Source organism: Thermodesulfovibrio sp. TK110, assembly GCF_054658355.1.
Genome location: NZ_BAAHNB010000001.1, coordinates 270,872 through 285,695, shown reverse-complemented (window position 1 = coordinate 285,695; position 14,824 = coordinate 270,872). Strand labels below are relative to the sequence as shown.

Below are 14,824 nucleotides of genomic sequence, written 5' to 3'. Positions count from 1 at the left end.
AAAAACACCTCCTTTTTTTGTTTTTATGAAATAATTCTATAAGGAAATGAATTTCTGAACAATAAAAAATTCCTCAATGGAAAAAATTCTCGTATGAATGTAAAAAAATGGAAGTTGAAAGGAAATTAACTGCTACACTTTATTCCAAGAACTTCTTTAAGTTCCTTAACAATTGATTTACTTACAGGTATTTGATTTTTTCTCCCTTCAATAACAAGCCAGTAAGTGCCTTTAAACCATGGCAGGACTGCTTCAATCCTTTTTAAATTTACAATATAACTTTTATGAACCCTCATGAATCCCTCTTCCTTGAGTCTTGTCTCCAATTCTGTAAGAGTACCATCAAAATAGTATTCATCTTTTGTTGTAATAACCTTTACTCCTCCTTCACTTGCCTCGCAGTATAAGATATCCATAAATGGAACAAAACTGATAACACCTGCTTTTTGCTGGACAGGAAGTTTTTTAAAAATCTTTTTCTTGTCAAGAAATTGAGAAAGTCTTTCTATTGCCTCATTCCATTCAGCCTGATTGCTTTTAAGATTTTCTATTCTCATAATTGTCTTAGCAATTCTTTTCTCTTCAAAAGGTTTAAGAATATAATCAACTGCTCCGAGCTCAAATGCTTCAATTGCGTAGTCATCATAAGCAGTTGCAAAAACAATAAGAGGTGGAGTACTAAACTTTGAAAGCTGTCTTGCCACTTCAATTCCTGACATATCAGGCATTTCAATATCAAGAAAAACTACATCTGGTCTGAATTTTGAATAAATGAATATACAGTCCTTTGCATTTCCCGCCTGTCCTACTATTTTACAGGAATTAAACTGGGAAAGAATGTAAAGCAATTCTTCCCTTGCATAGGGTTCGTCATCAACTACTATAGCTGAAAACAACATCTTTTAAAGCATATTTTTTAGGGATTTTAAATGTAACCTCTGTACCAATGCCTGGAAAACTTTGTATGTTAAGAATGCTTTCTTCTCCATAAAATCTTTTTAGTCTTTCATTTACAAGATATAAACCCAGTCCAGAGCCTTTTTCTGATAGTCTCTGAAAAGAATTACTTATTCCCACGCCATTGTCTTCAACTGAAATTACGATGCTATCCTCACTGTCAAAAATTCTTATTAAAATCTCACCACCTTCAATTTTTGGCTTTAACCCATGTTTTACAGCATTTTCCACCAGTGGTTGAATTGTAAATGGAGGCACAGGTATGTCAAGATCTACTGTTGGCTCTATGTAGTAATGGACAGTCAGCTTATCTTTGTAGCGAGCCTGCTCTATTGAAAGGTAAGCTTCCACATAGGAAAGTTCTTCTCTTAATGGTATTTCTTTTTCTTTTTTCAGACTGTATCTTAAAAATGTTGCCAAGCTGAGAAGCAGATCTTTTGCTTTTGCAGGTTCAATTCTTATAAGAGATATTATCGTGTTCAGGGCATTAAATATAAAATGGGGATGAATTTGTGCTTGAAGGGATTTTAATTCTGCCTCTGTCTTAAGTCTTGCAAGTGTTTCAAGTTCCACTATTTCAAGTTGCGTGGAAAAGATGTGAGCAAGTCCTCTTGCCACTTCAAGATTAACAGAAGTAATGCTGTTTTCTCTTTCATGATAAAGTTTAAGAGTGCCTATTACCTCCTGTCTTCTTTTCAAAGGAACAATTACAGCAGAGCTTAATCTGCATTTGGGATTGCTACAACCAATTTCCTCTTTTTTATTGGCAATCTGAATTTCTCCTGTTTTAATTGCATTCAGAGTTGCTTTTGTAAGTAAAGGATGACCTGCAAGGTGATGATCACTTCCTGTACCAATATGAGCAAGAATTTTTTTCCTATCAGTTATCGCCACTGCTGCTACTGGCAATGTATCAAGTATAATTTCAGCTATTTTACCTGCTGAGTTTTCATTAAGTCCCTGCCTTAAATGGGGAAGTATGAGATTTGTAATATTTAATGTGGCTTTTGCCTGCATGGCAGCTACTCTTTCCTGATGCTCTACTGCGGATTTTATTATTAGCATGAATATTGCAACACCTATGGAATTAACAGTAATCATAGGAATTGCGATGATTCTGACAAGTTCTACTGCTTCTGAAAATGGCTTTGCAAAAGTAAGAATAATAAGCATCTGAATAATTTCTCCAGTAAAACCTGCTAACCATGCCACATGCCATGGAATTAATCCCTTTTTCCAGTATCTGTAAACAATACCTCCGAGAAATCCCTCCACTACTGCTGACAATCCACATGAAAAGGCAGTAAATCCACCAACAAAGTATCTGTGCACACCTGCAATAAATCCTGCTGCTGCTCCTACTAAGGGACCACCAAGAAGCCCTCCCACCATAACACCAACAACTCTTGAATTAGCAAGAGCGCCGTGAATCTCAACTGCTCCGAATGTTCCCAGTATTCCAAGTCCTCCGCAGACAACTGTGAGAATTAATTTATCCTTAGTTGAGGGTTTTCTTGAGAGAACTCTTCCCAGAGCAGGCATTCTTGAAAGGATAAAAGCTACTGTTGCTATAATACCAAGCCTTTGAGAAAGTATCAGAGTTAATTCAAGAATATCCATTTTTTTAAGTATAAAATAAAATTAAAAGTATTGGCTACTGCTACTGGAAGAGATTCCTCGCTGGCTTCGTAAATTTGGAATTCCAATGCTCTGAGAAATCTTTAAGTAAAATCAATAGCTATAACGGAGAGGGAGGGATTTGAACCCTCGGTGGGTTTAATCCCACAGCGATTTTCGAGACCGCCCCAATCGTCCGCTCTGGCACCTCTCCAGCAGAAAGTTTATAATAAATTATATCACTTATATAAATGGAAAAAGTAGTTGTTGCAATGAGCGGTGGAGTTGACTCGTCTGTTACAGCCTATTTATTCATTAAAGAAAAAAAGGCTGTAGAAGGAGTATTTTTTATTCTCTTTGACGAACCACCAAACATAGAACTGGTAAAGAAAACCGCAGATTTTCTCAGAATAAAGCTTCATATTGAAGACCTAAGAGAGGATTTTAAAAAATATGTTATCAATCCTTTTTTTGAAGGATACAAAAAGGGACTCACACCAAATCCATGTATTCTCTGCAATAAATACATAAAATTTCCCGCTCTTAAAAAAATTGCTCTCAGAACATCTGCGGATTTTTTTGCCACAGGACATTATGCAAAAGTATTGAAAAAAGATGGCAAATGCTTTCTTCTTAAAGGCATTGACAGGAAAAAGGATCAGTCATACTTTCTTTATGGAATAAACAGGTTATTTCTTAATCAGCTTCTCTTGCCCCTTGGAGAATATACTAAACAACAGGTTAAAGAAATTGCTGAACAGGTTCAAATTCCTTCTAAGGTTGCGGAGGAAAGTGTAGAAGCCTGTTTTCTCAAAAACAAAAGATACTATGAGATTCTTAAGCCAGCATCTTATGGACCCATAATTGAATCATCCACTGGGAAAATTATTGGGCAGCATAGAGGAATACATCTTTTTACAATTGGACAGAGAAAAAGACTGGGAATTTCATCAACCTATCCTCTTTATGTGATAAAAATAGATCCTGATATAAATGCAGTCTATGTTGATTCAAAGGAAAAAGCTTTTATGAAAGAATTTTATGTGAATCAATTAAACTGGCTTGTTACTCCAGAAACTAACAGTTTCACCTGTGAAGTGAAAATTCGCTATGCCATGAATCCAGAAAAAGCAACCGTTACTTTAATGAATAATAAAGTGAGAGTTAGGTTTAATGAGCCCCAGTTTGCACCAACACCTGGACAGAGTGCTGTTTTTTATAATGATGAAGTTGTTTTAGGTGGAGGAGTAATTAAGGAGATAGTGCAAGGCTCCTGAGTGCCTTTGTCTCTTCCATTTGAAACATAATATTCATGTTCTGCACAGCCTGTCCTGATGCACCTTTTACGAGATTGTCTATAGCAGATACAAGAATAAGCCTTTTTGTGCGAGGATTAGTAACTGCACCAATGTAACAATAGTTTGTTCCTTTTACATGCTTTATACTCGGAAAATCACCTTCTGGCATAATCTGAATAAATGGCTCATTCTGATAATGTTTTTTAAGAATTTCTATTGCCTCAGCAGTTGATAAATCTTTATTTATACTGGCATATATTGTTGAAAGAATTCCTCTGTTTAGAGGTAAAAGATGGGTTGTAAAATCAATAGTTATTGAACTATCAAAGGCAAAACCAAGTTCCTGCTCTATCTCAGGTGTGTGTCTGTGTTTTGCTATGTTGTAAGCCCTGAAATCTTCATTTATTTCACAGTAGCTTAAACTGATTTCAGCTTTTCTTCCTGCTCCAGAAACACCTGAGCATGAATCAACAATGATGCTGCAGGGATCAATCATTTTATTTTTTAAAAAGGGATAAAGAGGAAGAATCACACTTGTAGGATAACATCCAGGATTTGCTATAAGTCTTGCTTTCTTTATCTTTTCCCTGTAAATTTCAGGCAATCCATAGACTGCTTCTTTAAGTAGCTCAGGAAACATATGTTGAGTTTTATACCATTGTTCATAAATCCTGACATCCTTAATTCTGAAATCAGCAGAAAGATCTATTACTTTTTTACCACTATCAAGAAGTTCTTTAGCAACCTGTTGAGATTTTCCATGGGGGAGCGCAAGAAAATAAACATCTGCCCTGTTTTTGATGGCTTCTATATTGAGGCTTTCAAATTTAAGTTCATTATAAATAAAAAAAGCAGGGAAAAGCTCTGAAACTTTCATCCCTGCTGATTTTTCAGAAGTAACTCCCACTATTTCAACTTCATCATGGAGGGCAAGAATTCTTAAAAGCTCACTACCTGTATAGCCACTTCCTCCGCATATAAAAACTTTAAGCATTTTATCTCTTGGAGAACTGGAATCTCTTTCTTGCCTTTGGCTGCCCGTATTTCTTTCTCTCTACCTCTCTTGGATCTCTTGTAAGAAGTCCTTCTTTTTTGAGTTTTGGCTTTAGGTCTGGATTAAGGTTTACAAGAGCTCTTGCTATTCCATGTCTGATTGCTCCAGCCTGACCACTTAAACCACCACCATCAACTGTTACAATTGCATCATACTTGCCAGTCACCCCTGCTACATGAAAGGGCTGCATAAGTATCATTCTCAAGGTTTCTCTTGGAAAATACTCTTCCACTGGTTTTTCATTAACAATAATTTTCCCTGAGCCTGGCATTAGAATTACTCTTGCAATTGATCTTTTTCTTCTTCCTGTAGCTAAGTTTTCAGCCATTATCTTCACCTCAAAAATTAACTTATTTTAAGAGGTTCAGGTTTCTGGGCAGCATGAGGATGCTCTGAACCTCTGTAAACTTTCAGTTTTTTTATCATTTTTCTGCCCAGTCTTGTTTTTGGCAGCATGCCCCAGACAGCATCAACAATAACTTCCTCAGGCTCTTTTTCAAGCCTTTCTTTAAGAGTTTCTGCTTTGAGATTCCCCATAAACCCCGTATGATGATAATAAACTTTGTCAGTAAGTTTTTTCCCTGTTACTTTAATCTTGTCCGCATTGATAACTATAACAAAGTCTCCATTATCTACATTGGGAGTGTAAGTTGGTTTGTGTTTGCCCATTAGAATTTTTGCTATTCTTGATGCAAATCTTCCAAGAGTCTGTCCATTTGCATCAGCAATATACCAGTTTCTGTCAACTTCTTCTTTTTTAACAAAAGCGGTTCTCATCTTTATCCCTCACCCCTAAATTTTAATTATGAGCTAAAATTATAAAATACCTTAAAAACTATTTATTTGTCAAATAATTAAGGGATTGTATCTAAAAAGGCATATTTAGGTTCATGAAGAGGGATGACCATTTGAGCCATATTTTTTGTTTTTAAAAGTATATCATAAGCATCATAAGAATTTACAAGAGTTCCGGGAGGAATTACCTCCATACCCATACCAACAATTTTTGGTGGAGGATTAAGGTTTTCTTCAATAATGCAAAATCCTGTTATTAAAACACTGCCTTTTTCAGTATTTATAAGAACAGACATACCACCCGGAGTATGGGCAGGAGTATGAATCATTTTTATGCCAGGAAGTATTTCAGCATCTTCCTTTAATGTAATAATCTGACCATTGCTTTCAATCTCTGTAATAAAGTCTTCGTTGTATCTAAAATCAAGTGGATGGGGATTATGAATTTGCTCTAATTCTTTTTCGTGAACATAAAATTTAGCATTCACACACTTTGAATCATTTTCACAATGGTCATTATGCAGATGAGTATGTATTACAATATCAATATCCTCGGGCTTTAATCCCCATTTTGCAAGCCCTTCCTCAAATTTGTAAACTTTTCCAACTGCTTTTTCAATTTCAGTGGAACTACGAGGAGCAAACTCCCCTGTATCCACCAGAATATTCTTGTCTCCACCCTCAATATACCATGAAAATATGGGTATAACAAAGGGTTTACCATAGTCATGCTGATAGGTCATCATACCTTTGTCAAAAATTTTTGCTCCTACTACAATTGGATGAATCCTGTAAAACATCTTATTATATTAAATGTTTTTTACGAAATTATGTCAAGTTCATCTTATGACCTGAAATTGCCATTATAATTAATAAAAAATCACCTCTGCTTTTATTGCAGGGACTTAATGCCCCGAAGCAATCTGACCTCAGGATGTTAGCCTGCTAGACGCGAGCCGAGAAATCTCCTGCTTGAAAAATTTAAGTTACAACTAAAGCTATATACTCTCTTATTGCTTTTGATGAAATTGCGAAATTACTAAATTTTGGTAAAAAGCTGTAAACATTGTAGTGATTACTTCTTTTGAAATCTGCAGGATAAGGCAAAATCATAAGCCCTGTTTTTTTGAAAATTTTAACTGCTCTTTCCATGTGATATGCTGATGTAATAAGTATTACTCTTTTAAAGTTTTTTTCTTTGCATATCTCACTAACATATGAAGCATTTTGAGCTGTATCTTTACTTTTAGTTTCTTCAATAATTTTACCTGATTCAACTCCCAGTTTTTTTAACATTTCAGCCATTGCTGCTGAATCTGGAATTCTTCCTTCCACTGCACCACCTGAAACAATAACAGGAAGCTTGGTTTTTTTATAAATCCTATATCCAGCTAATAATCTGTTTGATGTATCTTCAGTGAATGAATCTAAAGAATATGTACCCCCACCCAGTATAACAATAGCATCAGCATTTAATTTTTCAGTAACAGCATAATTTTTTTCAAGAGGGTACAACAACAAATCCTTTACAGGCTCAATAGATATGAGATAAACAAATAAAGCTGATAAAATTGCTAAAAAACGAATAAATTTTCTTTTTTTCTCTAAAACTGCCATCAAAAGAAAGATCAATATCAAAATGCCTGGTGGTAAAATTATGGAAGTTAAAAATTTTTTCAGAAAAAACATGAAATTAAGTATAGCAAAATTGCCTGTTCCATGCAAAATTAGGTTATAATAGACAACAATGGAGATAATAAGAATTCCGAGAATAATGAGAGAGATATCCAGACAGTTAAGATCAAAGGGGAAATCTATAGGATTTGTTCCTACAATGGGTGCGCTTCATGATGGACATCTTTCTTTGATTAAAAGAGCAAAAGAAGAAAATGATATTACTGTAGTGAGCATTTTTGTAAATCCAACACAGTTTGCACAGGGAGAAGACTATGAGAGATATCCAAGAGATGTGGAATCTGATAAAGAGAAACTACAGAACATTGAAATTGATTATCTATTCTTACCTGATGTTGAATCTCTTTATCCCCATGGATACAGCACTTATGTAACAGTAGAAGGACTTAGCAATAAACTTTGCGGAAAGTTTAGACCAGGGCATTTCCGAGGAGTTGCTACAATAGTTTGTAAGCTTTTTAATATTGTAAAGCCTGCAAAAGCATATTTTGGACAGAAAGATTATCAACAATCATTAATAATCAAAAGAATGGTTGAGGACTTAAACTTTGACATTGAAATTATTGTCTGTCCAACAATAAGACAGGACAATGGGCTTGCAATGAGCTCACGAAATCTTTATTTAAATGAAGAAGAAAGGAAAGCAGCTACTGTTTTATATAAAGCCTTACAGGAAGGTGAAAAGCTTTTAAAAGAAGGTGCTCAGCCAGAGGATGTAAATTTAAAAATGATGGAAATTCTTAAGAATGAGCCTCTTGTTAAAGAAATTCAGTATGCTGGTGTTTTTGATCCATTAACACTTGAAGAAGTTAAGGAAAAACAGAAAAGTTATTTGCTCGCCATTGCTTTAAAAATTTCAGATACAAGATTAATTGACAATCTCCTTGTTGAATTAAATTAATCTTTAAATGTTTCTCTGATTTCTAAGAACTTGTCAAGATTTTCAATGAAAAGATCTAAAAATTCAGGATCAAAATGGCTTCCTTTGCCTTTTTTCATAATATCAACTGTTTGTTCAACAGTAAAAGCTGGTCTGTAAACCCTATCTGATGTCATTGCATCAAATACATCGCATACTGCCACAATTCTTGCATAAAGATGTATTTCATGCCCTTTAATTCCCTTAGGATATCCAGAACCATCCCACTTTTCATGATGCTGCTCAGCAATGATTTTTCCTGCATGAAGTGTTGTAAATCTTGGATCAGAAGTTAATATCTTTCCACCTATGATAGTATGAAGCTTCATTATCTCAAACTCTTCAGGTGTTAAAGGTCCGGGTTTTCTTAAAATATTATCAGGAATTCCAACTTTGCCAACATCATGTAAAGGAGAGGCATAAAATATAATATTTTGTTCAGACTCCGACAAGCCTGCCAGTTGAGCAAGCAATCTGGAATAATAACTAATTCTTCTTATATGCTGTCCTGTTTCTTCATCTCTGAACTCAGAAATCATACCTAATTTTACAACCATCTCATACTCTGCTTCCCTTGCAAGTTCCAGTGCTTCTCTCAATTCTTTTGTTTTTTTCATTACTTCTTTCTGCAAAACTTCGTTTATGTTTTTTATTAAATCCTGATATTTCTTCACCTGCAGGTTATTTATCACCCTGAGCTTCAGCTCTTCAGCATCAAAAGGTTTTGGAATAAAATCATTAGCTCCATTTTTTAGAGCATTCTTTCTTTCCTTTTCATCTCCTGAAAGAACAACAACAGGAATATGTGAAGTTTGAGAATCAGACTTTAAGACATTTAAAACCTCTATTCCATTCATTCTTGGCATTCTTATATCAAGAACAATCACATCAGGAGTGTGTTTTTTAAGAACTTCCAGTGCTTCCAATCCATCCCTTGCTGTAATAATCATAATATCTGGAGAGTCTATGAAAACAGCAGATATTAATTCCAGATTTACAGTTTCATCATCAACTACTAAGATTTTTGAAACATCTTCAAACATGTTATGATATATTAACATAAATGATAGCACTGCTGCAGAGAGTAATAAGAGCATATGTAGAAATTGAAGGAAAAAAAGCATCAGAAATTGGCAGAGGCATTTTAGTTTTCATTGGAATAGAAAAAGAAGATACTGAAAGGGATGCCCAATATCTTATTAACAAAATTGTAAATTTAAGAATTTTTGAAGACAAGTCTGGCAAAATGAATCTCTCAGTAAAAGATATTAATGGTGAAATTATGGTCGTATCAGAGTTTACCCTTGCAGGAGATTGTAAAAAGGGTAATCGTCCATCCTTTGACAGGGCAATGCCACCAGAAGAAGCTGAAAAACTTTATAGATATTTTGTTGATGCCATTAAAAAAACAGGAATCCCTATAAAAGAAGGAGTATTCAGAAGCTATATGCATGTATCCCTTGTAAATGAAGGACCTGTAACATTTATATTAAATACGAGGTGAGCCATGTTTGGAAAATTAAAAGAAAATCAACATTTTAAGGAAGCTGTGAAGTTTTTAAAACAAAAAAATCTTTATGAAAGCTCCTACCTCGTGGGTGGAAGTGTAAGAGACATATTACTTAATCGTGAATTAAAGGATATTGACTTTGCAATAAAGGGTGATACTATTGAGCTTGCAAGGGATTTTGCAAAAAAAATTAATGGAAGTTTTGTTTTACTTGATGAAGTTTTCCTGATTGGAAGAATTGTAAAGGATGATGTAACAATAGATTTTGCTCAATTAAGAGGTGGCTCAATTGAGGCTGATTTATCAGAAAGAGACTTTACTATAAATGCTATGGCAGTAGCTCTAAATTTAGATACTCTAATTGATCCTTTTAATGGAAAGCAGGATTTAAAAAACAGATTAATCAGAATGGTCAATGAAGAAAACCTCAAGGCAGACCCTCTTAGAGTGCTCAGGGCTTACAGATTTCATGCCACACTGGATTGCGCAATAGAGGAAAGCACCAGAGAAGCTTTAAAAAGAAATGCCCATTTAATGAAGATCACCGCTAAGGAAAGAATAAAAGATGAACTATGGAAGATTTTTTCAGTATCTGAAAGTTTCAAAACCCTTCAACTTATGATTGAAGATGAGATATTTAAAGCTCTCTTTAAAACACGTGAGTTTCTTGAAATAAAACCTGATATTGAAGCCTTAAAGACTGCTGAAGAAATTTTAATGAATTCAAAAAGAGAAGTGAAAAACTTAGGATGTTTTAAGTTTGTGTGTCTTTTTGATTTTTACGCCTCTGAACTAATAAAGCAAATAAAACCAGCAAAAAAAGAGCAAAGATTTGTTGAAGATTTAATTCAGGCTGGAGTAAGAATAAGAAAAATAGAGACCTTACTTGATAAAGTAAAATTTATAAGAGAGTTTGAAAGCATTCTTTATCCAGCACTCATATATGGAATGTGTAAGGATCCATTAAAAATATCAAGAAAATGGTTTTACGATGAGATTGAGGAGTTTTATAAAAAAGTTTACTTGAAAAATAAGAAAAAGCTTCCGATTCTGAAAGGTGAAGATATACTTTCACTGGGATTTGATCCTTCTCCAATAGTTGGTGAAATAGTTGAAAGAATAGAAACCCTTGTTTTAGCAGGAAAAATTTCAAATAAAGAGCAGGCAATTGATGAGATTAAAAAAAGATTTATTGTAAAATAAACAACCTTCACAAAGAATGATAATTATAAAATCAAAAAACAGTATACCAATAAGATTAACTAAGGAAAGGTGGTGCCATATCATATCAAGACACCCTGAATTAATTGACCAGAAAGAAAGAATTCTTGAAACTATAGCAGAGCCTGAAATAATTCAGGAAGGAGACTTTGGTGAACTTATTGCGATAAAATTCTATAAAGAAACACCGCTTACATCAAAATATTTAGTGGTAATATATAAAGAGATTGAAAGTTTTGATGGTTTTGTAATTACGGCTTACTATACCAATAAACCTTCAGAAAGGAGGAAAATATTATGGAAACAATAAAAATACTTGAAAAAAAAGAAAATCTTAACTGGCATTATGATGAGGAAGCAGATGTCCTATACATAAGTATAGGCGAACCTCAAAAGGCAGTGGGTGTTGATATAGGAGAAGGAGTAATTATAAGGTATATTGAATCAACAGGAGAAGTTGTAGGACTTACATTAATCGGAGTGAAGGAGAGACTTTTAAAAAGTCTGAAGTTAAATTGATTTTTTAAAAATATCTCCTCCGTGACAGTCAATTGCCACTATGGCAGGAAAATCTTTAAGGAGCAATCTTTTGATTGATTCTGTTCCAAGTTCAGGAAAAGCTATCTCTTCTGCTGAAACAATGTGTCTGCTGAGGAGTGCTCCTGCTCCGCCTGTGGCAAGAAAATAAACGGCTTTATATTTTTTTATAGCCTCTTTGACTTCCTCTCCTCGCTGTCCTTTCCCAATCATTCCTTTAAGTCCCAGTGAAAGAAGAAGGGGAGTATATGAATCCATTCTTGATGAAGTTGTTGGTCCTGCTGAGCCTATCACTTTTCCCGGAGGTGCTGGTGTTGGTCCCACATAATATATTACCTGTCCTTTCAAATCAAAGGGTAAAGGAGCGTCATTGTTTATCAATTCTACAACTCTTTTATGTGCCGCATCCCTTGCTGTGTATACATAACCATTTATTAAGACCATATCCCCTGCTTTTAAATTTTCCACCACTTCATCTGTAAGCGGTGTTTCAATCTTTATCATATCTCTGCATCCTTGTGTCTTGCTGAATGGCATTGAATGTTTACTGCAACAGGAAGTGATGCAATATGACAAGGTGCATACTCAATCTGAACAGCCAGTGCAGTGACTTTACCTCCTACACCCATAGCACCAATGTTAAGAGAGTTTATTTCCTGTAGTAATTCCCTCTCAAGCTGAGCATAAGATGGATTCTTATTGGACTGTCCTACCTTCCTCAAAACTGCTTTTTTGGCAAGGACTGCTGCCTTTTCAAAGTTTCCTCCAATTCCAACTCCAACTATTATTGGTGGGCAGGGATTACCTCCTGCATTTTTTACTGTTTCAATAACAAAATCCTTCACTCCTTTTAATCCCTGCGCAGGTTTAAGCATCCGAAGAGCAGACATGTTTTCACTTCCTGCACCCTTTGGTGCAACTATGATTTTTACTCTGTCACCCTTTACCAGTTCAAAATGCACAATACAGGGTGTATTGTCCTTTGTATTTTTTCTTTCAAATACAGGATCATCAACCACTGAAGCCCTCAAGTATCCGTCTTTCACCGCAAGCCTTACTCCTTCATTGAAGGCTTCCAGAGGGTCTTCCTCTTCATAAACTACCTCACTGCCCCATTCAACAAATATAACAGCAATGCCAGTGTCCTGACATAGTGGGATTCTATCTTCCAGTGCTACTCTTTGATTATCAATAATCTGTTTAAGTATCTCCTTTGCTATCCCTGTTTCAATCTCATAAGCAGCATTCAATGCCTCTGAGACATCCTGTGGCAGAGAAAACACTGCATCCATGTAAAGTTTTTTAACTGTTTTTACTATCTCTTCCTTACTCAGTTTTCTCATATCTCAATTAAATATTTAACACCCTCCCCTCTTGATAGTTTTTCAAAAGCCAGAGAAATCTCAGAAAGTGGAAGTTTATCTGTTATTAATTCTTTTAGTTTAAGTTTTTTTGATTGAATTAGCTTTGCAGCATCTTTTACATCATCGGGATTATAATGGAAAGCTCCTTTAAGAGTTATTTCATCATAGTGAAGTCTGGCTGCATCATAGCATACCTCTGTGCCTGCTTTAAGCCCTCCAAAAAGCAGAACTGTTCCACCTTTTCTCACATAATTTATTGATTTAAGCCATATTTCTTTCTGGCCTGTGCACTCCACAACGCTGTCAAAGCCAAATCCATCTGTAAAATCAAGGGGATTGTCTCCTGAAATGTAGATTTTGTCAGCACCAAGGCTTTCAGCCAGAGCAAGCTTATTTCTATTTCTTCCCATAACTGCAACACTTATCCCCATACTTTTTAAAACCTGAAGAAAAAGAAGCCCTACAGGACCTGTTCCAATTATGAAAACTTTGTCTTCTTTTTTAGGATTAAGTGACTTTACTCCGTGAACTATACATGAAAGAGGTTCTAAAAAAGCAGCTTCATCAAAATCTACATTTTCTGGCTTATGAAACATGTTCTGCTTTACAACTCTCTCCTTTACAACTATATATTCAGCAAAAGCACCAAGCATCATCTCCTTTGTCAGAGTATCACAGAGATTGAAAAGACCTTGTTTACAGTATTGACATTTTCCACAGGGTGCTGTATGAACAAGCATAACAGCATCACCAATTTTGAAGCCATTTACACCTTTACCAAGCTCCTCAATCACTCCTGAAAATTCATGCCCAAAAGGTCCTGGCATGGGAATAAGAGGATGTCCTCTTAAGTAAGCTTTCAGATCAGTGCCACAGGTAAGCGCTACTTTTACGCGAACCAGAACTTCTCCTTCATTTATGGTGGGAAGAGGTTTTTCTACAACTTCAATTTTATTTGGTTCTATTAAATAAGCTGATTTCATTACATTTTATCCATTTTCAGGCTTCTTTCATAGAGTTCTTTTTTGCTCAAATTATAAAGCTCTGATACTATTTTAACAGCTTCTTTTCTTCCTTTTCCCTTTTTCATGAGCTCTTTTACTTCCTTCAGAGCCTCTTCAAAGCTCTGAGCAGCATGAGAAGCTCCTTCAACTACTATAACATATTCACCTGCTATCTTAGAATTTTCAAGCTTTTCAATGAGTTCTGAAAGCTTGCCTCTTACAACTTCCTCAAACATCTTTGTAAGCTCTCTTGCAATACAGGCTCGTCTATCTCCAAAGACTTCAAGCAAAGAAACAAGACTCTGAAGTATTCTGTGAGGAGCTTCATAAAAAACAAGGGTTCTTTTTTCTGTGCTGAGCTCAAGAAGTTTCTTTTTTCTCTGAGACTGCTTGACAGGAAGAAAGCCTATGAAGGTGAATTCCTCTGTGTTCAATCCTGAAATACTCAATGCAGTTATCAAGGCTGTAGGACCTGGGATTGGTATCAGTTCTATTCCCTCTTCAATTGCCCTTCTGATGACAACTGCACCCGGATCTGAGACTCCAGGAGTTCCTGCATCAGTTATTAAAGCCACTTGGTGCCCTGAAAGAATTTTTTCAATTATCTCCTCAGCACGCACCTTTTCTTTCTCTGACCAGTAACTTATTAGAGGCTTTTTTATTCCGTAATGATTGAGAAGTTTTAGACTGTGTTCTGTATCTTCACAGGCAATATAGTCAACTTTTTTCAGAGTCTCAATTGCTCTTAATGTTATGTCATCAAGATTACCAATTGGCGTTGATACTATATAGAGCCTTCCCTGAGACATCTATCTCCTCCACTACCTTAGCCTGTCAGGACTATCAATAGCCC

18 protein-coding genes and 1 tRNA gene are annotated in these 14,824 nt (G+C 35.3%); 6 read left to right on the top strand and 13 right to left on the bottom strand.

Translation table 11 applies throughout. The features are described 5' to 3' along the window. Positions 1-125: 125 nt before the first annotated feature. The 3 genes from ACYQ3X_RS01535 to ACYQ3X_RS01525 form a co-directional block, all read right to left on the bottom strand. Entirely contained in the window at positions 126-899 is a 774-nt protein-coding gene (locus ACYQ3X_RS01535; protein WP_460180082.1) for a LytR/AlgR family response regulator transcription factor, read from the bottom strand. Further along, positions 874-2,577, bottom strand: a complete 1,704-nt coding sequence (locus ACYQ3X_RS01530) for a LytS/YhcK type 5TM receptor domain-containing protein (RefSeq protein ID WP_460180081.1) — start codon at positions 2,575-2,577, stop codon at positions 874-876. Before ACYQ3X_RS01530 ends, ACYQ3X_RS01535 begins: the two co-directional genes overlap by 26 nt. Positions 2,578-2,701: 124 nt before the next feature. Beyond that, a tRNA-Ser gene (locus ACYQ3X_RS01525) sits at positions 2,702-2,788 on the bottom strand. 37 nt (positions 2,789-2,825) lie between these two features. Here ACYQ3X_RS01525 and mnmA point away from each other — a divergent pair. Further along, positions 2,826-3,851, top strand: coding sequence for a tRNA 2-thiouridine(34) synthase MnmA (mnmA, locus tag ACYQ3X_RS01520; protein ID WP_460180080.1), 1,026 nt, complete (start codon positions 2,826-2,828; stop codon positions 3,849-3,851). On the opposite strand, the gene argC is transcribed toward mnmA, so the two are convergent. The 5 genes from argC to ACYQ3X_RS01495 form a co-directional block, all read right to left on the bottom strand. Continuing rightward, positions 3,826-4,866 (bottom strand): N-acetyl-gamma-glutamyl-phosphate reductase, encoded by a 1,041-nt coding sequence (argC, locus tag ACYQ3X_RS01515; protein ID WP_460180079.1) that lies wholly within the window; start codon positions 4,864-4,866, stop codon positions 3,826-3,828. The genes mnmA and argC overlap by 26 nt on opposite strands. A 1-nt stretch (position 4,867) precedes the next feature. After that, positions 4,868-5,254, bottom strand: coding sequence for a 30S ribosomal protein S9 (gene rpsI / locus ACYQ3X_RS01510; RefSeq protein ID WP_460180078.1), 387 nt, complete (start codon positions 5,252-5,254; stop codon positions 4,868-4,870). Between the two features lie 17 nt (positions 5,255-5,271). Next, a complete protein-coding gene (gene rplM / locus ACYQ3X_RS01505; RefSeq protein WP_460180077.1) occupies positions 5,272-5,703 on the bottom strand; it encodes a 50S ribosomal protein L13 in 432 nt (143 codons plus the stop codon). 77 nt (positions 5,704-5,780) lie between these two features. Beyond that, positions 5,781-6,521, bottom strand: coding sequence for an N-acyl homoserine lactonase family protein (locus tag ACYQ3X_RS01500; RefSeq protein WP_460180076.1), 741 nt, complete (start codon positions 6,519-6,521; stop codon positions 5,781-5,783). 181 nt (positions 6,522-6,702) lie between these two features. Beyond that, positions 6,703-7,338 carry a YdcF family protein gene (locus ACYQ3X_RS01495; protein WP_460180075.1) on the bottom strand — a complete coding sequence of 212 codons (636 nt, stop codon included), beginning with the start codon at positions 7,336-7,338 and terminating at the stop codon, positions 6,703-6,705. Positions 7,339-7,468: 130 nt separating this feature from the next. On the opposite strand from ACYQ3X_RS01495, the gene panC reads away from it, so the two are divergent. Further along, positions 7,469-8,317, top strand: a complete 849-nt coding sequence (gene panC / locus ACYQ3X_RS01490; protein WP_460180074.1) for a pantoate--beta-alanine ligase — start codon at positions 7,469-7,471, stop codon at positions 8,315-8,317. On the opposite strand, the gene ACYQ3X_RS01485 is transcribed toward panC, so the two are convergent. Further along, a complete protein-coding gene (locus tag ACYQ3X_RS01485) occupies positions 8,314-9,396 on the bottom strand; it encodes an HD domain-containing phosphohydrolase (protein ID WP_460180073.1) in 1,083 nt (360 codons plus the stop codon). The two genes, panC and ACYQ3X_RS01485, sit on opposite strands and share 4 nt — an antisense overlap. 2 nt (positions 9,397-9,398) lie before the next feature. Between ACYQ3X_RS01485 and dtd the strand changes: the two genes are divergently transcribed. Genes dtd through ACYQ3X_RS01465 form a run of 4 tightly spaced genes read left to right on the top strand, consistent with a single transcriptional unit; the run spans position 9,399 to position 11,585 of the window. Continuing rightward, positions 9,399-9,839 (top strand): D-aminoacyl-tRNA deacylase, encoded by a 441-nt coding sequence (gene dtd / locus ACYQ3X_RS01480; RefSeq protein WP_460180072.1) that lies wholly within the window; start codon positions 9,399-9,401, stop codon positions 9,837-9,839. 3 nt (positions 9,840-9,842) lie between these two features. Next, positions 9,843-11,048, top strand: coding sequence for a tRNA nucleotidyltransferase/poly(A) polymerase family protein (locus ACYQ3X_RS01475; RefSeq protein WP_460180071.1), 1,206 nt, complete (start codon positions 9,843-9,845; stop codon positions 11,046-11,048). Between the two features lie 16 nt (positions 11,049-11,064). Next, complete coding sequence (locus ACYQ3X_RS01470) at positions 11,065-11,376, top strand: hypothetical protein (protein ID WP_460180070.1); 312 nt, start codon at positions 11,065-11,067, stop codon at positions 11,374-11,376. Next, positions 11,364-11,585, top strand: a complete 222-nt coding sequence (locus ACYQ3X_RS01465) for a DUF2283 domain-containing protein (RefSeq protein WP_460180069.1) — start codon at positions 11,364-11,366, stop codon at positions 11,583-11,585. The genes ACYQ3X_RS01470 and ACYQ3X_RS01465 overlap by 13 nt, the downstream gene beginning before the upstream one ends. Here ACYQ3X_RS01465 and ACYQ3X_RS01460 read toward each other — a convergent pair. The 4 genes from ACYQ3X_RS01460 to rsmI are packed head-to-tail and all read right to left on the bottom strand — an operon-like array spanning position 11,577 to position 14,780. Continuing rightward, positions 11,577-12,107, bottom strand: coding sequence for a Fe-S-containing hydro-lyase (locus ACYQ3X_RS01460; RefSeq protein WP_460180068.1), 531 nt, complete (start codon positions 12,105-12,107; stop codon positions 11,577-11,579). The two genes, ACYQ3X_RS01465 and ACYQ3X_RS01460, sit on opposite strands and share 9 nt — an antisense overlap. After that, positions 12,104-12,946, bottom strand: coding sequence for a fumarate hydratase (locus ACYQ3X_RS01455; protein ID WP_460180067.1), 843 nt, complete (start codon positions 12,944-12,946; stop codon positions 12,104-12,106). Before ACYQ3X_RS01455 ends, ACYQ3X_RS01460 begins: the two co-directional genes overlap by 4 nt. Beyond that, positions 12,943-13,950 carry a zinc-dependent alcohol dehydrogenase gene (locus tag ACYQ3X_RS01450; RefSeq protein ID WP_460180066.1) on the bottom strand — a complete coding sequence of 336 codons (1,008 nt, stop codon included), beginning with the start codon at positions 13,948-13,950 and terminating at the stop codon, positions 12,943-12,945. The genes ACYQ3X_RS01455 and ACYQ3X_RS01450 overlap by 4 nt, the downstream gene beginning before the upstream one ends. Continuing rightward, the gene (gene rsmI / locus ACYQ3X_RS01445) at positions 13,950-14,780 is read right to left on the bottom strand and encodes a 16S rRNA (cytidine(1402)-2'-O)-methyltransferase (RefSeq protein ID WP_460180065.1); all 831 of its coding nucleotides are present in this window, start codon (positions 14,778-14,780) and stop codon (positions 13,950-13,952) included. Before rsmI ends, ACYQ3X_RS01450 begins: the two co-directional genes overlap by 1 nt. Between the last annotated feature and the right edge of the window lie 44 nt (positions 14,781-14,824).